Consider the following 26430-nt stretch of genomic DNA (forward strand, 5'->3'; position numbering starts at 1 on the left):
AAACGCGGGCTGTAGCGGCGATGCCGCGTACTTGTGTTATTAGGAGGCTTTGGTATGGCAGCACGTGCGGACAAAGTTTCGCGTGTCGACCATGATGGAGTTACATTGGTGGAGGGCGCGACATCCTATGTTCGCTTTGCCTTCACCGAGCGCGTCGGTGGTGTTTCCGAAGATGCGTACTCCTCACTCAACTTGGGCTCGCATGTTGGCGATGATCCCTTTGCTGTTCAAGAAAATCGTCGTCGCGCGCTCGAGGCTATGGGTGCCGCCGAGTGCGAGCACAACCTGCTCGTTCCCAATCAGATCCATGGTGACCATATCGTTGCGGTGACCTCGAACGGCGCCGATGACCTTGAGGACGTTCGCGAGCAGATTGCCGAGGGCTGCGATGCCATCGTCTGTACGGCGCATAACGTGCCCGTGCTGCTCTGCTTTGCCGACTGCGTTCCCGTGGTGCTGGTGGCTCCCGGCGGATTTGCCGTGGTGCACTCCGGTTGGAAGGGCACGATTGCACGTATTTCCGCCAAGGCGTGCCAGGCGCTTTGCGATGCTGCCGGCTGCGATGCGAGCGACGTTTCCGCCTATATCGGTCCCCATATCTTGGGTGACGAATATGAGGTGTCCCAGGAACTCATGGATCGCTTTGCCGCCGAGTTCTCGTGCATCGATGCGAGCATCTCTCGCATGCTCGATCTTTCCGCTGCCATTTGCGAGGCGCTGGTAGATGTCGGTGTCGACGCGGATAATATCGTGGATACCAAGCTTTCGACTGTGCGTCAGAACGACCGCTTTTTTTCCTACCGTAACGAGAACGGCACCTGTGGGCGCCATGCTGCGATCGGCGTGATGCTATGAGAAAGATCGTATCGGTCCTGAGCGCCGCTGTGCTTACGCTTACGCTGTGCGCCTGTTCTTCGGGATCTTCTACTTCTTCCATTACCGTCGCCGGCTCGACCACCTGCCTACCCATTGCCGAGATTGCGGCCGAGGGCTTTAAGGAAGAGACCGGCATCGACGTACTTGTCTCCGGTCTGGGCTCCTCTGCGGGCATCGAGGCCGTCAGCAACGGCACGGCCGATATCGCCAGCTCATCTCGCGGCCTCAATGCCGACGAGCAGGATCTGGGCCTGACCCCGATTGTGATCGCGCACGACGGCATCGCGGTCATCGTGAATGACGATAACCCGGTCGATAACCTCTCGACCGGGCAGCTCCGCGATATTTACGCCGGCAAGATCACCAACTGGAAGGAAGTCGGCGGAGAGGACCTGAAGATTCAGGTCATCAACCGAGATGAGGCGTCTGGCACGCGTGAGGCCTTTCGCACCATCGTGATGGACGGCACCCCGTTCGATCGTCGCTCGGCCGTTCTTTCGGGCACGGGTCAGGTGCGCGACGTTGTATCTCGTTCGCGCGGTGCCATTGGCTACATTTCGCTGGGCTTCGTCGATAGCCTCAACGCCAAGACCTCGGTCAAGGCCGCCTCGGTCAATCATGTTGAGGCGTCCGAGAAGACGGTCGCGAGCGGCGGCTATCCCATCTCGCGTGACCTGTACTTCTTTGTGAAGGGTGCGCCTTCGCAGCAGGCGCAGGATTACATCGACTACGTGACGTCCGAAAAGATGGACAAGCAGATTCGCGAGGCGGGCTTTATCCCCGTCACCAACGACGAGAAGGGGAGTGAGTAGCATGGAAGCACAGGAAAACTCCCAGACTGAGCAGAATGTTCAGGCGCCCAAGAAGCGCGAGCTGGCGCTCGTATCGCGCAGTACCTATATCAAGGAGAAGGCGCTGCAGTGGATCTTCTTTGCCTGCGCGTTCTTGGCGGTCGTTACCGTCATCCTGATTTTTGTCTTTACCACGTACTCGGCGCTGCCCGTCTTTACCGACATCGGTCTGGCGGACTTCTTCAGCTTTACGTGGGCGCCCTCCGAGGGCCACTACGGCATTATGTCGCTGCTGGCCGGCTCGGGTCTGGTGACTGTCGGTGCGCTCGCCATGGGTGTGCCGCTAGGTGTGGGTACGGCCGTGTATCTGGTCGAGATCGCCAGCAAGCGCGTGCGCAAACTCATCAGCCCCGCCGTCGACCTGCTGGCGGGCATTCCCTCCATCATCTACGGTTTCTTTGGCATGATTATCATCCGTCCGTTTATCGCGCAACTGACCGGCGGTCTTGGTTTTGGTGCGCTGACGGCGTGGTTCGTGCTTGCTATCATGATCGTCCCTACCATCACCACGCTCACCATCGATGCTCTCAATTCCATTCCCATGGGCATTCGCGAGGCATCGTATGCCATGGGCGCCACCAAGTGGCAGACCATCTATAAGGTCGTGCTACCTGCCGCCAAGCTGGGTATCGTGGATGCCATCGTGCTGGGTATGGGCCGTGCCATCGGTGAGACCATGGCCGTGCTCATGGTCGTGGGTAACGCTCCGGTTATTCCCGACAGCATTGCGAGCCCCATCTCGACGCTCACGAGCCAGATCGCGCTCGACATGAGCTATTCCTCGGGTCTGCACCGCTCGGCGCTGTTCGGCATGGGTGTGGTCCTGTTTATCATCTCCGCCGCGCTGGTGGGCATCGTCCGTCTGATTTCCAAGAAGAAGAGGGGGTAGGCTATGTCCGATTCCGTTGACACGACGGTCGATGCGACCTCGTCGCGCGAGCGCATCAAGCGTGCCCTTTCCCACGGCAAGAAGGGCCGCATCAACAAAGACCTGTCCAATAAGATCATGCTTGGCGTGTTCCGTGCCGCAGCATACATCACCACGCTGGTGCTGGTCGCTATCATCGCCTACGTGGTCATTAACGGTCTGCCGCATATCTCGTTCGACTTTATCTTCGGTTGGCCCCAGGGCGTCAACGCCGAGGGCGGCATTTGGCCCACGATCGTCTCGACCGTCTACGTGACGGCGCTCGCCATGCTTATCTGCACGCCGATCGCTGTGCTGGCAGCCGTCTATCTGGCCGAGTACGCCAAGCAGGGCAAGGTCGTCGAGCTCATACGCTACGCTGCTGACGCTTTGGCGTCGGTGCCCTCCATCGTTATGGGCCTGTTTGGCTACGCCTTGTTTGTCGAGGCCATGGGCCTGGGCCTTTCGATGGTCTCTGCCGCTCTGGCGCTGGCGCTTCTGATGCTGCCTATCGTCATGCGCACCACCGAAGAGGCCATTCGCGCCGTTCCGCGCTATATCCGTTGGGGCGCGTACGGCTTGGGCGCCACCAAGTGGCAGGTCGTCTCCAAGATCGTACTTCCTTCGGCCTTTGGTCGCATTGCCACCGGCATCGTCCTTGCCATCGGCCGCGCCATCGGCGAGACCGCCGTGGTGCTCTACACCATGGGCCAGGCCATCAATCTACCTATTTCGCCGCTCGATTCCGGCCGCCCCATGACGGTTCACCTGTACCTGCTTGCCAACGACGGCATCAACATGAACGCGGCCTACGGCACCGCGCTTTTGCTGATGGCGATTATTCTGGCCTTCAACCTGTTTGCGCGCTACCTGTCGCGCAAACGCCGCTAATTAAGGAGTCCCATGTCCGTCTATCAGTCCGCTCCCACGCCGGAGCAAGCAGCCATCACGGCCAAGGATTTCAACTTTTGGTACGGTGACTTTCATGCGCTGACGGGGCTCGACCTCAACATCGCAAAAAACGCCATCACCGCCTTCATTGGCCCTTCAGGCTGCGGCAAGTCAACGTTTTTGCGTTGCATCAACCGTATGAATGACCTTATCGAGGGTACCCGCGTCGAGGGTACCATGACGCTCGACGGCAATGATATCTATGCCGAGGGTGTCGACCCGGTCGACCTCCGTCGTCGCGTGGGCATGATCTTTCAGCAGCCCAACCCGTTTCCCAAATCCATCTACGAGAATGTCGCCTTTGGCCCTCGTCTGCAGGGCGTGACTAGCAAAAGCGACCTCGATGACATCGTGGAAGAATCGCTCAAGCGCGCCAACCTCTGGAAAGAGGTATCCAATCAGCTCAACAAGGATGGTTTGGCGCTCTCGGGCGGTCAGCAGCAGCGTCTGTGCATCGCCCGCGTGCTTGCGGTGCAACCCGATGTCCTTCTGATGGACGAGCCCTGCTCCGCCATCGACCCCACGTCCGTCTCTAAGGTCGAGGATCTGATGGCCGAGCTGGCGCCCGAGATGACGATTATCATCGTCACGCATTCTATGCAGCAGGCAGCTCGTATCAGCGACTACACCGCATTCTTCTTGCAGGAAGTTGCCGGCGAGCCCGCCACGCTCATCGAGTATGGTCAAACCGACGCGATCTTCACCAGCCCGGTGGACTCGCGTACGGAAGACTATATCACCGGCCGCTTTGGCTGATCGGTGCGACTAGTCCCAAGCCGATCGGACCTGGTCCGGTGCGTATTCACTGTGCGGGCGGCATGACCGCACCCAACTGATTGGAGTGAACCATGCGCAAACTGTTTTCCCGTCAGCTCATCGAGGCCCGTCACGAGATGCTGAGCATCTATGAGGCCGTCGATCTGGCCCTCCACGATGCCGTAAAGGCCTATGTGACCGACGACCGCAAGCTCGCCACCAAGACCAAGAAGCGCACGCTTTCGATTGACGCACGCTGCGCCAACCTGGAGGCCGTCTGCTACAACCTGATTGCCACGCAGTCACCGGTCGCCTCCGACTTCCGCCTGCTTCAGACGATTATCTATGTTGACTTTAACCTGCAGCGCATGACCGATAAGGTCCGTCAGATTTGCCGCGCCACGCGTCATATGATCAAGGCCGACATCTCGCTGCCCAAGGAGCTTGTCGGCACGGTCGAGGCCGAGGCTGAGGCCGTCTACCAGGTGCTGGGCTCTTCGCTTTCTGCGCTCGTCACCAATGACATGTCCATCATCTGCAACCTGGCCGTCGAGGACGAGCCAGTGCACGCTGCCTACGAGAAGTTCTTCCGCACCTTTAACCGTATGGATACGGGCGACTTTATGGACGACGACAGCAACTATGACGACCTGCGTCGCGCCATCATGGTTTCACGCTACCTCGATCGCATCGCTTCGATTTCCATCGATGCCGCTTGCCGTCTGACCTTCCTGTTGACTGGTCAGCGTATGAACGCCGGCGATATCGCCCGCACTGATGAGGATGAGCTCGAGAGCATGCGCGTGCCTTCGGGCGAGGGTGTTATCATGAGGCCCGCCGTCGATGCTCGCTATGTTGCCAAGGTGCCTGCTAACGAGGTTAGCGAGGGCCTGCGCTACCTGCTGGATCATCTTGAGGATGAAGACGATGGCGAGGACGACGAGGAGTAGGGTAGCTCCGCTCGTTGAGAGATTGTAAATACCTGAGGGAGCGCGGCCTTGCGGATGCGGGGCCGCGCTCTTGCGTTAGCATGGGACTACTTGTTGTGCTGTCTGCGGAGGCGATTTGCCATGGATAACTATTTAGACTTGATGCGCGCTCGCCGCGAGCAGATACTCGAGCGCTTTTATGCCGCGCTCGATCGCGCTGGGAGGCCCCACGATGCCGCGCGTTTGATTGCCGTGTCCAAGACCGTCGGCGTTGACGAGACCATCGCTGCCATTCGGGCGGGGTATCGCCACTTTGCCGAGAACCGCCCGCAAGAGCTCGTCCGCAAGCTTACGGGTCTGGCGGAGCATCCGGAGCTGCCCGAGGTGCGTTTCGATATGATCGGCAACCTTCAGACTAACAAGATCAATGCGGTGCTGGGCTCAGCCGAGCTAATCCATTCGGTGGGGTCGCTTCATCTGGCGCAGGCTATCTCGAGCCGTGCGACTCGTAAGATCGAAGCGGGCGAGCTGGTTGCTCCCCAGCAGGTGCTGATTGAGGTCAACGTGAGCGGCGAGGAGTCCAAGGGCGGTTTTTCGCCCGATGAGATTCGCGCCGCCGCGGGTGAGCTTGCAGAGCTTGAGGGAATTTGCGTGCAGGGGCTTATGACTATGGCGCCCCGGGGGAATAAGGATGTGGCACGCCGCACCTTTGCGGGGCTTCGTGAGCTGAGGGATGAGCTGGAGGCAGCGCATCCCGATTTGAACCTGCCTGAGCTTTCCTGCGGCATGAGCGAGGACTTTGAGCCTGCCCTTGAGGAGGGCTCTACGCTCGTTCGCCTGGGCAGGGTAGTATTTAGCCCGGAGTTTGCAGTAAAATAGGGCTCTGAGGTGCGCACTGGTTTACAGAGCGCCTGCACTAAACCGTGAGAGGACACAACCATGGGCTTCCTTGACGAGATTAAAAATAAGATGCACCTGGGCGGCCAGCAGGGTTACGACCAGGGCTATAGCCAGGATGACGACTACGGCTACGATGACGGCTACGACGACGGCTATCAGGGCGGCGGCTACAGTGGTGCTTCGGGCGAGGGCTTCTATACCCAGGACGAGCCGAGCAACGGCCTGTTGGGCCAGACGCGCCGCGGTGAAGCTGAGTCGGTTGCCGTGTATACGCGCTCCGGTCAGCTGGTCGGCGATGACTCGCGTCATGCAACGACGTACAATCCGCCGTCGCGTTCTCAGGATACGGTCACCGGTGGCTATCGTCCCGGCGCCTACGACACGCCGTCGAGCTATGCCGAGAGCGCCCGTGCTCGCGCCGCGGCGCCTGCGCCCGCCCCTGCGCCGAGCGACGCCTCGGCCTATGCGAGCAACATCATCAACGCCACGCCGCAGCTGCCTGCCTATGTCCTGCGTCCCGAGAGCTATGATGACGTTGAGACCGTTGTCCGTCGTGTGCGTACCAAACAGCCCGTCGCGCTGATTTTTGTCGGCGTTCGCACCGAGGTCGCCAAGCGTGTCCTGGACTTTAGCTATGGCTTTGCCTGTGGCCTGGGCGCTACGGTCAAAGAAGTGGGCGATCGCGTGTTCATGGTGCTGCCCGCCGGCTGCGAGGTCAAGGATTCGGACCTCAAGAAGCTTCGTGCCGACGGCTACCTTAAGTAAACCCAAGACGAGGAGATTCTCATCAACATCTACACCATTGTCCAGCTGGTCAACACGCTGTTCAACTTCTACTCCACGCTCATCGTGGTCTATTGCTTTATGACGTGGATTCCCATGAAGCAGGGCGGCCTGCTGCAGGATATCGCTGCAGTGCTCGATAGCGTCTGCGGCCCGTGGCTCAACCTCTTTCGTCGGTTTATCCCGCCGATGGGCGGCGTTGATTTTTCGCCGGTCGTTGCGATTATTGCGTTGCAGTTGGTGCAGAGACTGGTTCTGCAGCTTCTTATAGGTATACTCGTATAGAACTGACTTAGTAACTTACGTCGGGCGTGTAGCGCCGAGGCGATGAAAAAGGAGACTTGTTATGGCTATTACCCCTGCAGACATCCAGGCTCAGACTTTCTCTGAGGCCAAGCGTGGCTACGATCCTGCCGAGGTCGACGTCTTCTTGGAGACGCTGTCTTCCGAGGTTGACGCTATGCTCGCTAAGATCGTCGACCTTAAGGGCCGTCTGACTGCTACTGAGCAGCAGCTTGCCGATGCACAGGCTCAGCTTGCCCAGGCTCAGGATACCGCCGCCCAGGCCGCCCCTGCCGCCCCCGTGGCCGCTCCCGCCCCTGACTTCTCCGCTCAGGAGCGCCAGATTTCCGCTGCCCTGATCGCTGCCCAGCAGACCGCTGAGACCATCGTCAACGATGCCAATGAGAACGCTGAGCGTATCCGCAACGAGGCTGACGCCAAGGCCCGCGAGGTTATCCGCCAGGCTCTGACCGAGAAGCAGGCCGAGCTCGAGGAAATCGACCGTCTGAAGGCTTCCCGCGAGGAGTTCAAGGCCGAGTACCTCAAGCTCATCCAGCACTTTATGGACGACGCCCAGAACTCCTTCCCGGCCGACCTCATGGCCTCCACGCCGGTTGGTTCTGCCGCTTCTCCTGCGGTGACTGTTCCCGCCGAGCCGCTGCCCGTCGCCGATCCGGTTGTCCCCGTGGCCGATCCCTTCGCCCCGATCGACAACTTCGCTGCCGACGACCTGGACTAACATTCGGCCTACAATTTAGTGCCTAGAAAGGACCCGCAGCTTGCGGGTCCTTTTTTATGACTGTGCAGGGTGTGCAGGGGTGCGCAACATAAAAAACCGAGCCCTGCACATAGTGGCGCAGAACTCGGTGAACGGGTGAGCGGTCAAGGGTAGGTTTTGCGGCATGTCCCAAAAATCTACTTGAGGAGGAAGTCGGAGAGGGGAATGGTGCGGGCCTCTCGATGCTCGGGGTCGGCGATATGGTCGGCAGGATAGCCACAGACGAGCATGTGATAGGGATAGACACCCTCGGGCAGGTCGAACTGCTCACGGGCCACCTCAGGCTTAAAATGGCACACCCAGCACGTTCCCAGGCCCTGCTCGGTGGCCTCCATCATCATCTGATCACACACGATGGACGTATCGATTTCACTGGAATTCATCTGATCATACGGGCGCACCCAAGCATCATCGGTAACGCTGCAAATGAGGAAGACAAGCGGAGCCCCAAAGATAGACCCATCTCGAGCAAACCGAGGCTGACAAGCAGCAGCCTTCTCCAACAGCTCGGGCGTATCCAGCACCATCACACGAGAAGGATGATTATTACAAGCAGAAGGAGCAATCCGTCCAGCTTCAACAACAACATCCACCACCGACTGCTCCACAGCCCGAGTCTCAAACTCACGACAAGAATAACGACCCCGAGCCAGATCCAAATACCCCATAACCAAACCCTCCAAAGTCAGCGAATCAATCCAAAGTAAACCAAAGGGTACCCAAAGCACCATCCAGCCAAACGCCCAACACAGCCCCAAAGTACCCATTCGGGCATAAAAGGCCGCATCAGCCAAAGCCCCATCGCATCCAAACTATCAGCCGAGGTTCCCAATGGTGGTACGCAAGGCGAAGGCCCGACACCTATTTACTTTCGAACGACTCTGCTACGCAGCCGGAGTGAGAAAGCAAATAGGTGCCGGGCCTTCGCCGGTGGGGCGGGTACCACTAATTAACCGCTTTCGAACGACTCTGCAAAGCAGCCGGAGTGAGAAAGCAAACCGTGGCCGGCCCTTCGCCGCCGGGACACGTACCCCCAATTAACTGTTCTTCATGACAATCGAATCCACGACATCGGCCACATTCTCACAGCAGTCGGCGCAGTACTCCAGGAAGGCATATACGTCACGCCAGGCGATGACCTCGAGCGGGTCCTTGCCGTTGACGTGCAGGTTGCGCATGGCGTTGATGTAGAGCTCGTCGGCCTCGGACTCGATGGTGTTGATCTGGATGACCAGTTCGCGCAGCGTTTTGGACTTGCGGTAGTTGGGCAGCTCGACCATCAGGTCCTTCATGGCGCGGCAAGCGTCGGTCACCTTGTGGGCGATGACGATGGCGTCGGGATGGATGCTCTGAATGTTGGTGAAGTAGACGCGCTGCACGACGCCCTCGATGCGGTCGAGCACGGTGTCGAGTGAGCAGCTCATCAGGTTCAGATCCTCGCGCTCGAGCGGGGTGATAAAGGCGGTGAGCAGGGCGTCTTCAAGCTCGTGGTGCTTCTTGTCTGCCGCATGCTCAATGGCATGCATCTCCTCGAGCATATCGTGAATCTTCGCGGGATCGAAGTTCTCAAAAATCTGGGTAAGCAGCTCGGCGGCCTGGACGGCGAGGTCGGCGCAGGCGACGTAGTTGTCAAAGTAGAACGAATTGGGTTTCTTTGCCATGGGTGGGTCCTTTCGAGGCGAAGACGGGTAGGCGAAGTGTTGCGGTCCGGATGGACACTCGGTTTGACTAGAGGAACATCATGAACAGCTTGGCCATGAAAAAGCTGATGAGTCCGCAAGCGGGGAAGGTGAAGAACCAGGTGAACATCATGTCCTTGACGACGCCGAAGTTGATGGCTGAGAGGCGCTTGACGGCGCCGACGCCCATGATGGCGCAGGTTTTGATGTGCGTGGATGACACGGGGATGCCGGTAAGGGTGGCAAGTAGCAGGTTCGCGGCGCCCGCGAGGTCGGCAGAGAAACCCTGATACTTCTCGAGCTTAACCATGCTCTGGCCGACGGACTTGATGATGCGCTCGCCGCCCACGCTGGTGCCGATACCCATAGTGGCCGAGCACAGCAGCATAATCCAGATGGGGATGCCGGCATCGCCGACGCTCGTCTGGCCGTTGGCGAAGGCCACGCCTAAAAAGAGCACGCCGATGAACTTCTGTCCATCCTGCGCGCCGTGCATGAAGCTCATGGCCGCGGCACTCGCGATCTGAGCGTATTTAAAGAAGACGTTGGCACGTCGCCTGTTGGCGGCGGCAAAAAGAATCGAGACGAGCTTGCACAGGACCCAGCCCATGACAAAGCCCAGGCCGATGGAGAGCGCCAAGCCGTAGATGACCTTCATCCACTCGTGGACGTTAACGCTGCTCGCGCCGCCGAGGGCGATAGCGGCACCGGTCAGGCCGGCGATAAGGCTGTGGCTTTGCGAGGTGGGGATGCCAAAACGCGACGCTGTGGCGCCGTAGACGACGATGGAGAACAGCGCCGCGCACAGGCACGCGAGCGCCATGGTGCTATTTCCGCCAAAGTCGACGATATGTGAGATGGTGTTGGCGACGCTCGCGTTAAAGTGCGTCATGATGAGCACGCCGAGGAAGTTGAATGCGGCGCTCATGAGAATGGCAGCGCGGGCGGGCATGCAACGCGTAGTGACGCAGGTCGCGATGGCGTTGGGCGCGTCGGTCCATCCGTTGACGAAGATGGCGCCGAGCGCGAGAATCACGGTGACGGCAAGGACTGGGTTCGACACAAGTTGGCCGAGGAAGGTTGAGAACGTTACGTCCATATATGGGCTTTCTCGAAGTTTGCAGAAACGTTACAAAAACATGATAAATCGTATCACCTCCTGCGGGTTTCTTTACCGAGTTCTGATGGGAGAAGTGAATTATTGGGTACTAAAATTGAATATTAGCCCTGTTGACCTTCGGTGTTCTTTTTGCTAACACGTCGTGCGGACGTGCGCATGCGGTCCGACACGCCAAAACCACAGCCTGTTCGCTTTACAATATGCAAACATGCGTTCGATAATAGGGGCATGGAATATCGACAGACAGATGGCAAAACTCGGCGCGTGCACAAGCAGTATGTGGACGTCGTGGCTCGCATCCTCGCGGGCGGACAAGTCGTGCCGGTCACCGTCTGCTGGGTTGACGGTCGCTGCTTTACGATTGACGAGATTGTCTCGACCACTGGGTTTGGCCTGACGGTTCACGGCATTCGTACGGCAACCTATAAGGTCCGTTTTGGCGGTCATGCGACCGAGTTGTATCTGGAGGACCAGGCGCGCGAACGGCCGGACGGCTCGCAGACCCACGTGATGCGTTGGTGGGTCTGGGCGTTTGACCACACGCTCGAGGGTGAGCGCCGCAGGTAAAACGTGTGGCATTTGGGTACAATGGCAGAAATCTTGTCGCTTAAGGCGCTGCTGTCGCGGCGCTATCTGAAAGGACGAAAGTATGAATGATATCCAGGGCTATCAGAACGGCCCCATCGAGACCGGTGCAAGCCGTGCCAAGGAGATGTCGCCGCGTGCGTACAACCTTGTCATGTCCGCCCTGATCTTTTTGGGCTTTTGCGCCATGGGTGCCGGCGCCTACTTTACGAGCACCATGGCGTTTGCCCGCATGATGATGAGCGGCGCCGCTTTGCCGCTGGTTTTTGGCTCGTTTATTTTGACCATCGCCGGCATTGTCATGATGTCGGCTGCCGCGGGCAAGCAGTCTGTGGGCCTGTCGCTCACGGGTTACGTGATCTTTGCGAGCACCTTTGGCCTGACCGCGTCGTTTGGCCTTGCCAACTACGACCTGCCCACCATCAACACCGCCTTTATCGCCACTGCCGCCATCACCTTTGTCTTTGGCGCGCTGGGCGTGACCTTCCCCAAGTTCTTCCAGCGCGTGTACGGCATCGGTTTTGGCGTTCTGCTTGCCACGATCCTGGTCGAGATCGTGCTGATGTTTATGGGTGTTTCGCAGTCTATTACCGACCTGATCGTAATCGTGGTGTTCGCCGGTTTTATTGGCTATGACACCTATGTGGCCACGACGGTGCCGCCCACGCTGCCCAACGCCGTGCTCATGGCGTCCAACCTGTTCGTGGATATCATCAACGTGTTCCTGCGCATCCTGAATATCCTTGGTCGTCGCGACTAGCGGCGAGTTGCAGCGGTGCTTGCCGCGCGCGTAAATCAATGCGAAAGGCGGTCCTTCGGGCCGTCTTTTTTGTACGCGGCGGGGTATCATGGATGGGAAAAGCCGATAACGGCAGCGACAGGAAAGGTGACCACTTATGGCAGACGTCGACAACAGGAACCGTAACTGCAGGACCGGCCGCACAGGGCAGCCCAACCCCAAGCGCGAGGCCCGTGCCAAGGCCGCCGAGCGTCACGTGGCAACTGTGTCCGAGGCGTGTGCCAAGGATATCGAGCGCTCGCTTGCCGGCGTGCGCGAATTCGACGGTATGCCTGCCGGTTTTGTCGCGGCGATGAAGGCCAAGGCCCAGGCGGCTGCGGCTGCCGAGGAGCAGGTTGCCGAGGAGTCTGAGTCCGCCGAGGTCGAGGCCGCTGAGGTTGCGTCCGTCGAGACCGAGGTCACGGACGAGTCTGCGCCTGCCGAGGAACCCGCAGAGACCGAGTCCGCGCCTGCCGAGGAGCCCGCTCCGACTCTGCCCGAGGTCACCGTGCTTGATGCCTCCGCCACGCAGGCCATTCTGGACAACGGCCGCGGCTATGCGCAGTTCTGCGACATGGCAGTGCTCGCCTTTGCCTCGTTCACCAACCCGGGTGGCGGCTACATCCAGGGCTATCTGGGCCAGGAGGCTACGCTCTGCGCCGATTCGTATCTGTACAACGTGCTCGACAAGCAGCGCAAGTGGTATGGCGAGAACCGTCGCCGCAATATCAACTGCGAGCTCTACCGCAACCGTGCGCTGGTAGTGCCTGCGGTGCGTTTTGACCGCAACCATGTGCATGCGTATGCCGACGTGATCGTTGCCGCCGCGCCCAACGTTAAGCGCGCCCGCCAGGAGTATCGCGTGAGCGACGATGCTCTGCTGGATGCCCTGCGCGACCGTATCCGCTTTGTACTCGCCATCTGCGACGAGTTGGGTCGCGAGAAGCTCGTGCTGGGCGCATGGGGCTGCGACAACAACGGCTTTGACGCCGAGGCCGTGGCTGAGCTCTTCCGCAAGGAGCTCGCATCGGGCGACTTCAAGGTCAAGCAGGTCTTCTTTGCTGTGCCCTCTACGCGCTGGGACGAGGACTTCGCCAAGTTCGAGCACGTGTTGGCAAACTTCCCCGAGCGCAACGAGGAGTCCTATGCCCAGGTTGCCGCCCGCGCTGCGGCCGCCCGTGCCGCCGAGCAGGCTCGGGCCGCTGCCGAGGACGATGAGGATGACGACGACTGGCGCAAATACTTGTAAACTGTGCGCGTGATGCGACATGCCGAGCCGACGGGGGCTGCTCCCGTCGGCTTTTTATTGAGTGGGGAGCTTACGATGAAAAACGTTCTATGCTTTGGCGACAGCAACACCTATGGTTACGATCCGGCTGGTATGCGCGACGGCACCGCGGTGCGCTATGCGCAGGATGTGCGCTGGTGCGGCGTGGCACAGCGTGACCTGGGCGAGGGCTGGCATGTGATTGAGGAGGGGCTCAACGGCCGCACGACGGTGCGCGACGATATGTGCCACCTGGACACTAACCTCAACGGCATTCGCGCGCTTCCGATGCTGCTCGAGGCCCATAAGCCGCTGGACGCCATTGTGATCATGCTGGGCACCAACGACTGTAAGACGGTCTTTAACGTGACGGCTTCCGATATCGCCCGTGGCGCCATGGCGCTGATCCGCGCCGTCCGCGCGTTTTCGTGGACCGACGCTGCGCCTTGTCCGCGCATTCTGCTGATGGCTCCCATCAAGATCAAGCCGCAAATCGCCGATGTGTATATGACCGATTTTGACGAGCATTCCGTCGAGGCCTCGGAGCATTTTGCCGAGTACTACGCGCACGTAGCCGAGCAGTTTGGCTGCGACTTTTTGAACGCCGCCGACTTTGCCGAGCCGGGCGATATCGACTATCTGCATATGATGCCCGAAAGCCACGAGAGCTTGGGACATGCCGTGGCAGCCAAGCTCCAAGAGATGCTCGGTGAGTAGCGCAGCCCCAAACCACCACAAAGGGGACAGGCACTTTTGTGGTGGTTTTGCCCGGGTAAACGAGCGGCTTGGCTGCCACATGGGCATGGATGAGCTCATTGACCTGTTTGCCGAGGGGGATGAGCTTGTCTCAAATACCGCTTTTGAGGAGCTGGAGCTCGCCTATGACGTGGCGAACGGTGCGACCTTTGACGGCATCGTGTTCCGCTCCTGCGTATTCGATGGCGTCGACTGGAGTGGTTCGACGTTTCGTGACGTCGTATTTCGCGGTTGTCGCTTTATCCGCTGCAATATGGAAGGCTGCTGGCTCAACCGATGCGACTTTGTTGATTGCTCGGCGCCGGGGCTCAACTTGGTCAAGGCGCGCCTGTCGAACGTTTCGTTTGCATCATGCGACCTGAGCTACGCGAACCTTTCGGAGGGACGCATTGGCCCCATCACGGCGTGCGATGTGCGCCTGACCGAGGCGGCGCTCCAGGGGGCCAAGTTGGGGCAGCTGCGCCTGGATAGCTGCGACCTGACGCGAGTTGATGTGTTCAAGACACCGCTATGTGGTGTTGATGTATCGCGCTGCACGTTTGAGGCTCCCGTTGTTTCGGGTGACTACCGTGAGTTGCGAGGCCTGACAGTCAATGCCGAACAGGCGCTCGCGCTTTCGGGCTTGCTCGGCATCCAACTCGCAGACGATTAAGTGGTAAAAGAAAAACCACCACAAAGGTGCCTGTCCCCTTTGTGGTGGTTTTGCTGCAGGGCTAGTAATTCCACATGTGGTTGACGGGGCCGGAACCTTTGCCCATGTCAAAGCCGGCGGCGAGGGCGCCCGTTAGGTAGGCCTTGCCGGCGTTGACGGCGTCGGCAAGATCCATGCCCTGGGCCAGCGCGCAGGCGATAGCGGACGAGAGCGTGCAGCCGGTGCCATGCGTGTTGCCGGTCTCGATGCGCTTGTGACGGAACCACGTGGTGAGCGGATCGCCCAGGTGGTTGCCCTCGTCATCGAGCGGCGCGGGCTCCGCCAGCACGTCGTTGGCCTCGTTGACAAGATGTCCGCCTTTAACCAAAGACGCGCATCCAAAGCGGCGGGTGAGGAGCATGGCGGCATTTTGCTGCGTGCGCTCGGAATCGACCTCGTAGTCGAGCAGTGCCATGGCCTCGGGGATATTGGGCGTGATGACGGTCGCCAACGGGAACAGGCGACGCGTGAGCGCCTCGGCCGCATCCTCGGCAATGAGTCGAGCGCCCGAGGTGGCTACCATGACGGGGTCCACGACCACGTTCGTTGCGTTCCAGGCGCTCAAGCGGTCGGCGATGACTTCGATAATCTCGACAGAAGAAACCATGCCGATCTTGACGGCGCTCGGGCGGATGTCGTCAAAGACGGCGTCGATCTGCGCGGCGACGATATCTGGCGAGATATTCTGCACGGCGGTGATGCCCAGGGTGTTTTGCGCCGTGATGGCGGTTATGGCCGTCTCGGCATACAGACGGTGCGCCGTAATGGTCTTGATGTCGGCTTGAATGCCGGCGCCACCGCTGGAATCGGATCCTGCGATGGACAGGACGGCAGGTACCTTGCTGCGATCCATGTTCGCTCCCTTGTTCGGTCGGAATCAAATGGGTCTTTAAGCCAGCATTATAAAGATGCCCGGGCCGACTCTATGTCGAACCCGGGCGGGCGATGCAATCTTTACGCAAATGTAAGCAAATGTTCACACGTCAACAATTGACAGGTACCAGCTCGCCGCCAGAAGCGGCCGCGGCGACAGGGTTAGTCCTCCATGCCGAGGTCGATCGTCGTGCCTTCGAACACCTTGTTGACAGTGCGAACGGCGCACATCTTGCCGCACATGGTGCAGGTGCCCTCGGTGGCGGCGGGGGATTCCTCGTAGCGCTTCTTGCCGGTGACCGGGTCGAGGGCGCACTTCCACATGGCATCCCAGTCGAGCTTGCGGCGTGCCTGACCCATCTTGTCGTCCATGTCACGGGCGTGCGGTACCTTCTTGGCGATGTCGGCGGCGTGTGCGGCAATCTTGGTGGCCATGAGGCCATCGAGCACATCCTGAGCGTTGGGCAGGCACAGGTGCTCGGCCGGCGTCACGTAGCACAAAAAGTCGGCACCCGAGCTCGCGGAGATGGCGCCACCAATGGCGGCGGTGATGTGGTCGTAGCCCACGCCGATATCGGTCACCAGCGGCCCCAGCACATAGAACGGGGCGTTGTGGCACAGGCGCTTCTGCAGCTTCATGTTGGCGGCGATCTCGTCGAGCGCCATGTGACCCGGACCCTCGACCATGACCTGGACGCCGGCGGCCCAGGCGCGCTTGCACAGCTTGCCCAGCTCGATCATCTCGGCGGTCTCGGTTGCGTCGTTGGAGTCGTAGAGACAGCCCGGGCGGCAGGAGTCGCCGAGCGAGATCGTCACGTCGTATTCGTGGCAGATCTCGAGCACCTCGTCGTAGAACTCGTAGAAGGGGTTCTCGTTACCGGTGACCTCCATCCAACCAAACAGCAGCGAGCCGCCGCGGCTGACGATGTTCATGAGGCGGCCAGTCTCCTTAAAGGTCTTGATGACCGACTTGTTGATGCCGCAGTGGATGGTCATAAAGTCCACGCCGTCCTCGGCATGCGCGCGCACGACCTTGAGCAGATCGTCCTTGGTCAGCTTGACCAGCGGCTTTTCCATGTAGCCGATGGCATCGTACATGGGGACGGTGCCCACCATGAGCGGTGTCTCGTCGATGAGCTGCTGGCGGAACTGGCGCGTCTTGCCCGAGTTGGAGAGGTCCATGATGGCGTCGGCGCCAAAGTCCTCGGCGATCTTGACCTTCTTCCACTCCTCGGCGGCATCGGCCTTATCGCCCGAGATGCCCAGGTTGACGTTGACCTTGGTGGACAGGCCCTCACCAACGCCAAAGGCACGCATGCCTTTTTTGATATGCACGATGTTGGCGGGGATGGCGATGCGGCCGTCGGCCACGCGCTCGCGGATGTACTCGGGGTCGCGATGCTCGCGCTCGGCGACTTCTTTCATCTGCGGCGTGATTTGCCCGGCGCGGGCGAAGTCGATTTGCGTGACGAGCTTGGGCTCGGTCTGTGTGCTCATTGGCACGGCTCCCTTCGTTGGCATTACCCATATCAGGTTTGCGGGTCAGGGCGGGCGCGCCCAATCTCAGCCTGCCGTCTTGTCCTGCAAACTCCCCGTTATGTCATGGGCTCAAGTATAGCCTGAATGGGTACGATTGGGCCAACGAGCGTGCTTGCGGGGAGGCGAACATGGAAGACAAGCATCTATATCGAGAGACGCAATGGGATGTATCGGCCGAGGAAAGCCGTGCGCACCATGGCCTTGTCGCGATTGGTTTTGCGGTGCTTGCCGTGCTGGTGATTGCCTTTTGTATCTGGACGTTTGGTGGTCGCGGCGGCGCTGCATGGGAGTTCGAGGCTGATGATAGCCTACCGATTATGACGGTGAGGAGTACTGGCGGTAATGCCAATACGCTCGCCGTTCCGGGCGACTATTGGTATCCGTACGATGGATTTGTCCAGCTGCAGCTGAGCGGTGGTTCCATTCCTGGTGAAGAGATCGAGCGCGTGACCTTCGATGCGGCGCTTAAGACGCTGTTGGTCGAGCTCAAAGATCAAGGGGATGTGCCCACGACGATGGATATCGCGCTGACGGAATGGCGCCTGGAGCCCCCGTCGGGCGTCAAAGTGTCCGAGGTGGAGCACGTCAAGATTACCTATCAGGACGGCTCGACAAATGAAATTGCCAAAGCCGACGGCTTGGCGGAATAGACGCCGTGCCTAGGTAGCACATTCAAAGTAGCGGTGGTCCTACAAGGCCTGTTCGTTCAGGAAGACCAAAGTGTTTTTATTTGAAAGTTCGGGAAAGTGACGATAACCAACGTCGAACGCGGTGAGCCCGCTTACATCCTCGAGCTTGTTTTCTGCCATCCACCGCACCATGGAGCCGCGCGCCTTTTTGCTGGCGGTCGACCGTTGGATGGGCTTCCCGTTGCGGATACCCTCGCCAAAGAGGCATGTGACGGCCGTGGCGTCGCCCGCGAGGTGGGGCAGAACGGCTTTGGCATACTCTACGCTGGCGAGGTTGACGATCGTGGTGTTTGAGTCCGCCGGGGCGATAGCCCGCGCGAGCTTGTCGCTCCAAAACGCGTAGAGGTCTCGGGCATCGTCAACGGCGAGCTTCGCGCCCATCTCCAGCCGATACGGTTCGACGGCATGAAAGGGACGAACGCACCCGTAGAGGCCGGAGAGGATCCATAGATGGTCTTGTAGCCATGCGAGCTGCGCGGAATCCATCACCTCGGGCGCCATACTCTGGTATTGAATGCCGTGATAGGACATGACGGCAGGGGAGAGGTGACGGGCGAGTTCGGGATTGTCGAGATCGCCGTTTTTCAGGATGGGCCCGAACTCATGCAGGGTGTTGAGGCAAGGCCCCAGCAGTTTGTCACTCACGTTCCATAGCGCTTGCAGGCCGCCGCTGCCTTCATTTCGTTCGATATCTAGCAGTGCGCAGTGGAGGCGAGCCGTCTCGTGCGCAAAAGGTGGAATGCCCAGGACTTCAAAAGCATCTTGGGCCGCGCGCATCTGCTTGGCGGGCGAAATGATGATCTGCAGCATGGACTCTCCTCTGCCAAAAAGGAAGTTGCGGTGGAATACAGTCTGCTTGGGCTGTTTATGGGCCAGTTTAGTCCGTATTTCACCGCAACTGATGAAGGGCTGGTTAGGCGCGCTCGATGAAGGCCTTGTAGCCGCGATAGGCCTCGTAGATATCGGCCTTGTTGGCGACCTCCCACAGGGCGTGCATGGACAGGACGGCAACGCCGGAGTCGATGACGTTCATGCCATACTCGGCCATGATGTAGGCGATGGTGCCGCCGCCGCCCGCGTTGACGCGGCCGAGCTCGCAGGTCTGGAAGTCCACGCCGGCCTCGTCCATGATGTCGCGGACGAGGGCCACATACTCGGCGTCGGCATCGTTGGAGCCGCCCTTGCCGCGGCTGCCCGTGTACTTGTTAAAGCACAGGCCGCGACCCATAAAAGCTGCATTCTTAGTCTCGAACTTACCGGCATAGCCCGGGTCAAAGCCGGCGGACACGTCAGAGGAGAGCATGCGGCTGCGGGCGAGTGCGCGGCGCAGGGCCAGCGGGCTGCTCTCGCCGGCGAGCGTCATGATCTCGGCGACGGTGTTCTCGAAGAAGCGGCTCGTCATGCCGGTGGCGCCCACGGAGCCGATCTCCTCCTTGTCGACGATGAGCGTGATGCTCGTGCGCTCGACGTCTGCCACGTTGATCTGGGCGAGCATGGAGGGGTAGGCGCAGACGCGGTCGTCGTGGCCATAGCCCAAAATCATGGAGCGGTCGAGGCCCATGTCGCGGGCGGGGCCGGCGGGCACGACCTCGATCTCGGCGGAGAGGAAGTCCTCCTCCTCGACGTCGTACTGTTCCTTGAGGATATCCAGGAACATCTGCTTGACGGGCTCCTTGGGGGCGTCCTTGTCGTCCTCGTCAAACTTGACGGGGCGGCCGCCCACGATCACGTCGAGGATCTCGGCGTCGACGGCGTCCTTGGCCGGCTTGGACATCTGCTCGCTCGAGAGGTGGATCAGCAGGTCGGAGATGGTAAAGACCGGGTCGTCTGCCTTGTCGCCGATGTTGATGTCGACGGTGGTGCCGTCCTTTTTGCAGATGACGCCCACAAGCGCGAGCGGGGAGGCCACCCAGTGGTAGCTCTTGACGCCGCCGTAGTAGTGCGTGTCGAGGTAGGCCATGTCGCCGGCCTCGAAGGCGGGATTCTGCTTGAGGTCCAGGCGCGGCGAGTCCACGTGGGCGCCCAGGATGTTGAAGCCCTGCTCGAGCGGGGCGGTGCCAAGGTTGACGAGCATAAGGTCCTTGCCGTGGTTGGCGGCGTACACCTTGTCGCCTGCCTTGAGCTCGCGGCCCTCGGTGATCGCGGTCTCCAGGTCGACGTAGCCCGCCTCCTCGGCCATCTTGATGCCGGCCTTGACACACAGGCGCTCGGTCTTGTTCTCACTCAAAAACTTCTTATAGCCGCGGCAAAGCTCCTCGAGCTCCTCGATTTGCTGTGGCGTGTACTTTTTCCATGCGCAGGGACGCTCCATGACGCAGGCTCCTTTCGGATCGATCGTGCTGGTTAATGTACCGCGAGCCATCGTATCACGCGCGGGCGCGCGGTGGCGGGGGAGCTTGATGTGCGGTGGCCGCGAGGCGGGGAGCGTGTAAACTGGTGGGAGCAAATCGTGCCCAGCCCAAAGCGAGGTATTCAATATGTCTGACAAGCACCGCACCTTTGCCGTTATCGACGGTAACTCGCTCATGCACCGCGCCTTCCACGCCGTGCCGCCCACCATGAACGCGCCGGACGGTCGCCCCACCAACGCGATCTTTGGCTTTTTAAACATGTTTCTCAAGATGATCGACGCCTTTAACCCCGACGGTGTGGTCGTGGCGTTTGATAAGGGCAAGCCGCGCGTGCGCATGGAGATGCTGCCGCAGTATAAGGCGCAGCGCCCGCCCATGGACCCCGACCTGCACGCGCAGTTCCCCATGATTAAGGAGCTGCTCGCTGCGCTCAACGTGCCGATTTTGCAGTCCGAGGGCTGGGAAGGCGACGATATCCTGGGCACCATGGCGCGCCTGGGCGAGGAAGCCGGCTGCGACATGCTGCTGGTGACCGGCGACCGCGACATGTATCAGCTCGTGACCGAGCACGTCAACGTGGTCTCGACCCGCAAAGGCCTGTCCGACGTGGCGATTATGACGCCCGAGAGCGTGGACGACCTGTATCACGGCATTACACCGGCGCTCGTGCCCGATTTTTACGGCCTGAAGGGCGATACGTCCGACAACATTCCCGGCGTGCCGGGCATCGGCCCCAAAAAGGCGAGCGCGCTCATCGCGCAGTACGGCAGCTTGGACGAGGTCATCGCACATGCCGACGAGGTCAAGGGCAAGATGGGCGAGAACCTGCGCGCGCATATCGACGACGCGCTGCTGAGCCGCAAGGTCGCAACCATTCGTACCGATGCGCCTGTCGAGCTCGACTTTGATGCGACGTCCTTCCCGGCGTTTTCTGCCGACGAGGTGTCCGCTGCGCTGGGCACGCTCGGCATTACGGCCATGCAGAACCGTTTTTTGGCGCTGATTGGCGGCGAGGGCGGGGCTGCGGCCGCTGCCAGCACGTTCGAGATGCCTGCTGTTTTGCGTGCCGCCGCCGGCGATGCCGAGGCGCTTGCTGCTGCCGCCGCCGAGGTCGCTCGCGCGATTGATGCGGGCGAGTGGATTGCCGCTGTGGTGGACGATGACAAGGAGGAGGGCGCGCTTTTTGGCCTAACGCGTACACTGTGGCTGGCGACGTCCAAGGGGCTGTTTGCGCTCGAGGAGGGCGACGGCGCTACGCCTGCCGAGGTCGATGGCTTCAACGTTGCCCATGGCGTGATCGCCGGTGTGCTCGCGCGCCTGTTTATGGAAGGCCGTGTGGCGAGCCCGGATATGAAGGCGCTGCTGCATGAGCTTTCGCCCATCGATTCTTCTGAGTCCGAGCTCATGGATCCGCTGGCCGTTGACTCCACGCGCATCTTCGATACCGTGGTCGCCGCCTACCTGCTGGATTCCGACCGCTCCGAGTTTGATGAGGCGTATCTGGCCGATACCTATCTGCAGATGGCGCTGCCTGCGGCGCGCGGTGCGGAGGGTGCTGGCGAGGACGCTCCTGCGCCTGCCGCCCGCACTGCGGCCCTGACGCTGGCGCTCGTGGCGCCGCTGCGCGACCGCATGGCCCGCGAGAACGCCGCCAACGTGTTCGATGGCATCGAGATGCCGCTCGTGCCGGTGCTTGCCAAGATGGAGCGCGCGGGCATGCTCGTGGACCCCGATCGCCTGCATAGTCTGTCCGAGGGCTTGGAGACCCAGATTGCCGAGGTCGAGCGGAGCATTCGCGACCTGGCCGGTGACGAGACCTTTAACATCGGCAGTCCCATGCAGCTCTCGCACGTGCTGTTTGACGTGATGGGCCTTCCGACCAAGGGCCTCAAAAAGACCAAGCGCGGCTATTATTCGACCAACGCCAAGGTACTGAGCGACCTTGCCCGTGACCACGAAATCGTGCGTCTGATCTTGGACTGGCGTGAGAAGTCCAAGATCAAGTCCACCTATCTGGACACACTGGGCCCGCTGCGTCGCGGTGACGGTCGCGTGCACACTACGTACAACCAAACCATCACGGCGACGGGTCGTCTTTCCTCGAGTGACCCGAACTTGCAGAACATCCCGACGCGCTCGGAGCTGGGCCGTACCGTCAAGACGGCGTTTTCGGCAGGCGAGGGAAGCGTCTTTTTGGCGGTGGACTACTCGCAGATCGAGCTGCGTCTGTTGGCGCATCTCTCGGGTGACGAGCACCTGGTGCGTGCCTTTAACGAGGGCGAGGACTTCCATGCCGAGACAGCCGCGCGCGTGTTTGGCGTACCGGTGTCCGAGGTAACGCCCGATTTGCGCAGCCGCGCCAAGGCCGTGAACTTTGGCATCGTGTACGGTCAGCAGGCCTACGGCCTGTCGCAGTCGCTGCATATCTCGATGGCCGAGGCACGCGACATGATCGACCGCTACTACGAGGCATACCCGGGCGTGCGCACGTTCCTCGACAACGTGGTGGCACGTGCCAAGCAGACGGGCTACGCCGAGACCATGTACGGCCGCCGTCGCCATATTCCGGAGCTCAAGGCCAAAAATCCGCAGCTCCGCGGTTTTGGCGAGCGCACGGCCATGAACCACCCCATGCAGGGAACCGCGGCCGACATCATCAAGATCGCGATGGCCCGCGTAAGCCGCCGCCTGGAAGAAGAGGGCTTTGCTGCCCACATGATTCTGCAGGTACACGACGAACTGGACTTTGAGTGCCCCGTCGACGAAGTCGAGCGCCTCACCGCCATGGTCCGCGACGTCATGGAGCATGTGGTGGAGCTCCGCGTACCGTTAATCGCCGAAGCCAGCACCGGCATAACCTGGGCCGACGCCAAATAGGAAAGCGCTCCGTAAGGCAAGCTCGCCCAAGACGCAAGCCCCCACATACTTAAGATTTGGGACAAACACTACTGATTAATTTGTCCCACAGTAACCAAAACAGAGGGGAGCCCCCTCCCAACAAGGAGCTCCCCTCTGCTCAAATCATTTCAGCTAAGTATCTAGACACTCAAGACGCCATCTTGGCGGCAGGAAAGTAAACCTAGGGCCTGGCCGGGCGGCACGGGATAACTTTTCGTAGATTCCGCACGCAAAGAAAGCCACTTAATGTGGCTTTCGTCTTGCGCAGGACCTGACCGAGCGAAAAGTTATCCCGTGCCGCCCGGTCAGGCCCGATGGGACGGCTACCGAGCCGCCAGGATGGCGTCGATGAGCGTCAGTACGCCCCCGTCGTTGTTGCTCGGAATGCGCCACTTAGCATGCGCGTTCATATGCTCCTCGGCGTTGTCCACGATAAAGCTGTGACCGACGCGCTCAAGCATGGGGATGTCGTTGTACGTATCGCCCACGGCGGCGGCATCGGCGATATCGATGCCGAGTTGCTCGCACAGGTGCGCGACGCCCGAACCCTTGTCGACGCCCAGGTTCATAAAGTCGATCCACTCGCGGCCGGCATTGGTGACATAGAGCTGATCCGAGAACGCGGGGTTGTAGTCCTCGCGAAATGCGGGCTCGGCATCGTAGGCGGGGAAGAAGATCGAGATCTTGTTGGAGTCGACGTCGAGGCCCTCAAAGGTATCGACGTAGTTGATCGTGTTGTAGTAAACGCTGAGCTCGTCGTGGTATTGATGGTCGCGAGCAAGCACGTAAAACTCGTCGAAGCAGCACAGGACGGGGACAGCGTGCGGATCCTCCGAGGCGCGGCTCAAGACCTGCTGATACAGCGCCACATCGATAGTGCTCTTATAGATATAGTTGCCGCGGTAGATCACGCAGGCTCCGTTATCGGGGCAGAAAGCAAGGCGGTTTTTGATGCCCTCGAACATCTCCTCGAGCTTGGGGGCGGGACGTCCGCTGGCGGGGCAGAACACGATGCCAGCCTCGGCGAGCTTTTCCAGGCGCTCATCGAGGCCCTGGGGCAGTACGCGCTCGTCGGTCAGCAATGTCTTGTCCATATCGACGGCAAGGATCTTGATGTTGCCGATAGCGGCGTCCGATTCGTAAGTTTGCATAAAAGCGCCTTTCCGTTTCTAAATTGTTTCGGGCGGAATAACCCTCCGGTTGGTAATCGAGCGTATTTTCGCAGGAACGAAGCCTGTTTGCATCACGATTCACAAAGTAATGAAAAAACTTTTCAGAAATTTGAATTTGTCGCTTGTACTGCGGGCACTTTAGCGTAATATAGCGACCATCGAAAACGGAGACGGAAAAACAACCGCTTACCGAGGAAAAGGTACCGTTTGCGATATTTGAATTGCGCCCGGCGATATGTGAAAGGAGAGGCAGATGCAGTTCGTAAAGATTATCACCACTGCAGACAATGCCATCCGACGCCAGCGCGCAATTTCCCGACGACGATAACAATCGTCTCTGTCCGCATGGGGCGAATTGCCTCAACAGAGTCATTTTGAGGTCGTTGGGTTTTAGCACGACATTGTTGCATGTTTCTAGGGCATGTATGTGCTGATTTTGCTTTTTACCTGATATTGCACGGTATTTGACCTTGAAATGACTTGCAACTGACCGATGTTCTAACTAGCTACCAAGGGCGAAAGGAAACAGCCATGAGCAAGGAAAAAGTCGTTCTCGCATATTCCGGTGGCCTTGATACATCCGTATGTGTCAAGTGGCTCCAAGACGAGAAGAATCTCGATGTCGTTTGCGTCTGCGGCAACGTGGGCCAGGAGGAGACCGGCCTGGACGCCAAGAAGCAGAAGGCACTCGACCTGGGCGTTCTCGATTGCCAGGTGCTCGACCTGCGCGACGAATTCTCCGATGAGTTCCTGACTAAGGCCATCGCCGCCAACTCCATGTATGAGAACAAGTACCCGCTGCTCTCCGCCCTGTCTCGTCCGCTGCTCGCCAAGAAGCTCGTCGAGGTCGCTCACGAGTTTGGTGCGACCTACGTTGCCCATGGCTGCACCGGCAAGGGTAACGACCAGGTTCGTTTTGAGGCTGCCGTCAAGGCCCTCGATCCCGTGCTTAAGGTTATCGCTCCGGTTCGTGAGTGGGATCTGAAGTGCCGCCCCGACGAGGTCGCCTATGCCCACGCCCACAACGTGCCGGTTCCCGAGGGTGCCAACGACAACCCCTATTCCATCGACGACAACCTGTGGGGTCGCGCCATTGAGTGCGGCCATCTGGAGGATCCCTGGAACGAGCCGCTCGACGACGCTTGGGTTATGACCAAGAATCCCGAGGACACGCCCGACATCCCGACCTACACCGAGATTGAGTTTGAGGCCGGCAAGCCCGTCGCCGTCGACGGCAAGAAGATGAAGCTCTCCGAGATCGTCATCGCCCTCAACAAGATTTCGGGCGACAACGGCTTTGGCCGTCTCGACCTGGTCGAGGACCGTCTGGTGGGCCTCAAGAGCCGCGAGTGCTACGAGGTTCCCGGCGCCCTGACGCTTATCACCGCCCATAAGGCGCTCGAGGACATTTGCGTTGAGGGCGATCTGCTCAAGACCAAGATCAAGCTCGAGCAGGATTGGGCTACCGCCGTGTACAACGGCCAGTGGTATAGCCCGCTCAAAAACGCGCTCGACGCCTTTATGGCTGACACCCAGAAGTTCGTGACCGGCACCGTCCGTCTGAAGTTCTTTAAGGGCAACTGCCACGTTGTCGGCCGCAAGAGCCCCTTCAGCCTCTACGACTACGGTCTGGCTACCTACGACCGCGACACCACGTTTGACGAGAAGGCCAGCGCCGGCTTTATCGAGATCGATACGCTGTCGCTCAAGACGTGGGCAAAGGTCCAGGGTCCCAGCTCCGCTGCCGCCCAGGCCTAAGGCTTTTCCTTCCCTTGGTATCCGCGCGGCCCATCCGCGTGATACAAAACGGGCGCACGGGGTCCCTACCTTTCGTTATGCTTGCTGACACTTCTTAACATCGGTGGCCCCTACGTTCCGCCCGCATATATGATGCCGCATCTGCGGCTGAGTCCGAGCCCCGCCGGGGTTGTCCGGCGGGGCTCTTTCTATCAATTTGAGGGCTTTACACCTTTATTTATGGCTCTGTTAGACCAGGATTGACATACATGTGTCCCCACG

General features: G+C 59.9%; 26 protein-coding genes and 1 riboswitch. Of the genes, 18 read left to right on the forward strand and 8 right to left on the reverse strand.

All coding sequences use genetic code 11. The annotated features are described in order from the left end of the window. The first annotated feature begins 54 nt into the window (after positions 1-54). The 10 genes from DXB98_RS07935 (at position 55) to DXB98_RS07980 (ending at position 7974) form a co-directional block, all read left to right on the forward strand. A complete protein-coding gene (locus DXB98_RS07935; protein ID WP_117743760.1) occupies positions 55-855 on the forward strand; it encodes a polyphenol oxidase family protein in 801 nt (266 codons plus the stop codon). Next, complete coding sequence (locus DXB98_RS07940) at positions 852-1688, forward strand: phosphate ABC transporter substrate-binding protein (protein ID WP_117734953.1); 837 nt, start codon at positions 852-854, stop codon at positions 1686-1688. Before DXB98_RS07935 ends, DXB98_RS07940 begins: the two co-directional genes overlap by 4 nt. A gap of 1 nt (position 1689) precedes the next feature. Beyond that, positions 1690-2616, forward strand: coding sequence for a phosphate ABC transporter permease subunit PstC (gene pstC / locus DXB98_RS07945; RefSeq protein WP_117743761.1), 927 nt, complete (start codon positions 1690-1692; stop codon positions 2614-2616). A gap of 3 nt (positions 2617-2619) precedes the next feature. Next, a complete protein-coding gene (gene pstA, locus DXB98_RS07950) occupies positions 2620-3525 on the forward strand; it encodes a phosphate ABC transporter permease PstA (protein ID WP_117734955.1) in 906 nt (301 codons plus the stop codon). 12 nt (positions 3526-3537) lie between these two features. Further along, positions 3538-4341: a phosphate ABC transporter ATP-binding protein PstB gene (pstB, locus tag DXB98_RS07955; protein WP_117647229.1), complete on the forward strand. Its 804-nt coding sequence runs from the start codon at positions 3538-3540 to the stop codon at positions 4339-4341. Positions 4342-4433: 92 nt separating this feature from the next. Then, on the forward strand, positions 4434-5291 hold the full coding sequence (locus tag DXB98_RS07960) for a PhoU domain-containing protein (protein WP_117734956.1): 858 nt from the start codon (positions 4434-4436) through the stop codon (positions 5289-5291). 120 nt (positions 5292-5411) lie between these two features. Then, positions 5412-6149 carry a YggS family pyridoxal phosphate-dependent enzyme gene (locus DXB98_RS07965; protein WP_117734957.1) on the forward strand — a complete coding sequence of 246 codons (738 nt, stop codon included), beginning with the start codon at positions 5412-5414 and terminating at the stop codon, positions 6147-6149. Between the two features lie 60 nt (positions 6150-6209). After that, positions 6210-6935: a cell division protein SepF gene (locus DXB98_RS07970; protein WP_117734958.1), complete on the forward strand. Its 726-nt coding sequence runs from the start codon at positions 6210-6212 to the stop codon at positions 6933-6935. Positions 6936-6992: 57 nt separating this feature from the next. Next, on the forward strand, positions 6993-7238 hold the full coding sequence (locus tag DXB98_RS07975; RefSeq protein ID WP_199406628.1) for a YggT family protein: 246 nt from the start codon (positions 6993-6995) through the stop codon (positions 7236-7238). Positions 7239-7299: 61 nt separating this feature from the next. Continuing rightward, entirely contained in the window at positions 7300-7974 is a 675-nt protein-coding gene (locus DXB98_RS07980) for a DivIVA domain-containing protein (RefSeq protein WP_117734960.1), read from the forward strand. A gap of 176 nt (positions 7975-8150) precedes the next feature. On the opposite strand, the gene DXB98_RS07985 is transcribed toward DXB98_RS07980, so the two are convergent. The 3 genes from DXB98_RS07985 to DXB98_RS07995 all read right to left on the reverse strand — a co-directional run bounded on the left by DXB98_RS07985 (position 8151) and on the right by DXB98_RS07995 (position 10791). Beyond that, positions 8151-8681, reverse strand: coding sequence for a nitroreductase family protein (locus tag DXB98_RS07985; RefSeq protein ID WP_117743772.1), 531 nt, complete (start codon positions 8679-8681; stop codon positions 8151-8153). A gap of 369 nt (positions 8682-9050) precedes the next feature. Then, positions 9051-9674, reverse strand: a complete 624-nt coding sequence (locus tag DXB98_RS07990; protein WP_117734961.1) for a DUF47 domain-containing protein — start codon at positions 9672-9674, stop codon at positions 9051-9053. 67 nt (positions 9675-9741) lie between these two features. After that, positions 9742-10791, reverse strand: coding sequence for an inorganic phosphate transporter (locus DXB98_RS07995; protein ID WP_117734962.1), 1050 nt, complete (start codon positions 10789-10791; stop codon positions 9742-9744). Between the two features lie 249 nt (positions 10792-11040). Here DXB98_RS07995 and DXB98_RS08000 point away from each other — a divergent pair, with 249 nt between their 5' ends. The 5 genes from DXB98_RS08000 to DXB98_RS08020 all read left to right on the forward strand — a co-directional run bounded on the left by DXB98_RS08000 (position 11041) and on the right by DXB98_RS08020 (position 14850). Beyond that, the gene (locus DXB98_RS08000) at positions 11041-11379 is read left to right on the forward strand and encodes a hypothetical protein (RefSeq protein ID WP_147330314.1); all 339 of its coding nucleotides are present in this window, start codon (positions 11041-11043) and stop codon (positions 11377-11379) included. 82 nt (positions 11380-11461) lie between these two features. Continuing rightward, positions 11462-12157, forward strand: a complete 696-nt coding sequence (locus tag DXB98_RS08005) for a Bax inhibitor-1 family protein (protein WP_117743763.1) — start codon at positions 11462-11464, stop codon at positions 12155-12157. 136 nt (positions 12158-12293) lie between these two features. Next, entirely contained in the window at positions 12294-13424 is a 1131-nt protein-coding gene (locus DXB98_RS08010) for a TIGR02452 family protein (protein ID WP_117743764.1), read from the forward strand. Between the two features lie 75 nt (positions 13425-13499). Then, entirely contained in the window at positions 13500-14159 is a 660-nt protein-coding gene (locus DXB98_RS08015) for an SGNH/GDSL hydrolase family protein (protein ID WP_158553181.1), read from the forward strand. An 85-nt stretch (positions 14160-14244) separates the two neighbouring features. Continuing rightward, the gene (locus DXB98_RS08020; RefSeq protein ID WP_233505133.1) at positions 14245-14850 is read left to right on the forward strand and encodes a pentapeptide repeat-containing protein; all 606 of its coding nucleotides are present in this window, start codon (positions 14245-14247) and stop codon (positions 14848-14850) included. Positions 14851-14911: 61 nt separating this feature from the next. Here DXB98_RS08020 and thiD read toward each other — a convergent pair whose 3' ends face one another. Beyond that, positions 14912-15742, reverse strand: a complete 831-nt coding sequence (gene thiD / locus DXB98_RS08025) for a bifunctional hydroxymethylpyrimidine kinase/phosphomethylpyrimidine kinase (protein WP_117734968.1) — start codon at positions 15740-15742, stop codon at positions 14912-14914. A gap of 182 nt (positions 15743-15924) precedes the next feature. Continuing rightward, positions 15925-17259 carry a phosphomethylpyrimidine synthase ThiC gene (gene thiC / locus DXB98_RS08030; RefSeq protein WP_117743767.1) on the reverse strand — a complete coding sequence of 445 codons (1335 nt, stop codon included), beginning with the start codon at positions 17257-17259 and terminating at the stop codon, positions 15925-15927. Beyond that, positions 17251-17367, reverse strand: a riboswitch (TPP riboswitch). Its footprint overlaps the gene before it by 9 nt. Before the next feature lie 62 nt (positions 17368-17429). Here thiC and DXB98_RS08035 point away from each other — a divergent pair. Next, on the forward strand, positions 17430-17951 hold the full coding sequence (locus tag DXB98_RS08035) for a hypothetical protein (RefSeq protein ID WP_117743768.1): 522 nt from the start codon (positions 17430-17432) through the stop codon (positions 17949-17951). 39 nt (positions 17952-17990) lie between these two features. Here DXB98_RS08035 and DXB98_RS08040 read toward each other — a convergent pair whose 3' ends face one another. Both DXB98_RS08040 and DXB98_RS08045 read right to left on the reverse strand, forming a co-directional pair. Next, positions 17991-18800: a YaaA family protein gene (locus DXB98_RS08040; protein WP_117743769.1), complete on the reverse strand. Its 810-nt coding sequence runs from the start codon at positions 18798-18800 to the stop codon at positions 17991-17993. Positions 18801-18903: 103 nt separating this feature from the next. Further along, positions 18904-20301, reverse strand: a complete 1398-nt coding sequence (locus tag DXB98_RS08045) for an aminopeptidase (RefSeq protein ID WP_117743770.1) — start codon at positions 20299-20301, stop codon at positions 18904-18906. A 166-nt stretch (positions 20302-20467) separates the two neighbouring features. On the opposite strand from DXB98_RS08045, the gene polA reads away from it, so the two are divergent. Beyond that, a complete protein-coding gene (polA, locus tag DXB98_RS08050; protein WP_117743771.1) occupies positions 20468-23218 on the forward strand; it encodes a DNA polymerase I in 2751 nt (916 codons plus the stop codon). Positions 23219-23562: 344 nt separating this feature from the next. Here polA and DXB98_RS08055 read toward each other — a convergent pair whose 3' ends face one another. Further along, positions 23563-24390: a Cof-type HAD-IIB family hydrolase gene (locus DXB98_RS08055; protein WP_117734974.1), complete on the reverse strand. Its 828-nt coding sequence runs from the start codon at positions 24388-24390 to the stop codon at positions 23563-23565. A gap of 552 nt (positions 24391-24942) precedes the next feature. Here DXB98_RS08055 and DXB98_RS08060 point away from each other — a divergent pair. Continuing rightward, the gene (locus DXB98_RS08060) at positions 24943-26169 is read left to right on the forward strand and encodes an argininosuccinate synthase (protein ID WP_117734975.1); all 1227 of its coding nucleotides are present in this window, start codon (positions 24943-24945) and stop codon (positions 26167-26169) included. The last annotated feature ends 261 nt before the right edge of the window (positions 26170-26430 follow it).

Origin of the sequence: Collinsella sp. OM07-12, from assembly GCF_003438275.1 — a bacterium.
GTDB lineage: Bacteria > Actinomycetota > Coriobacteriia > Coriobacteriales > Coriobacteriaceae > Collinsella.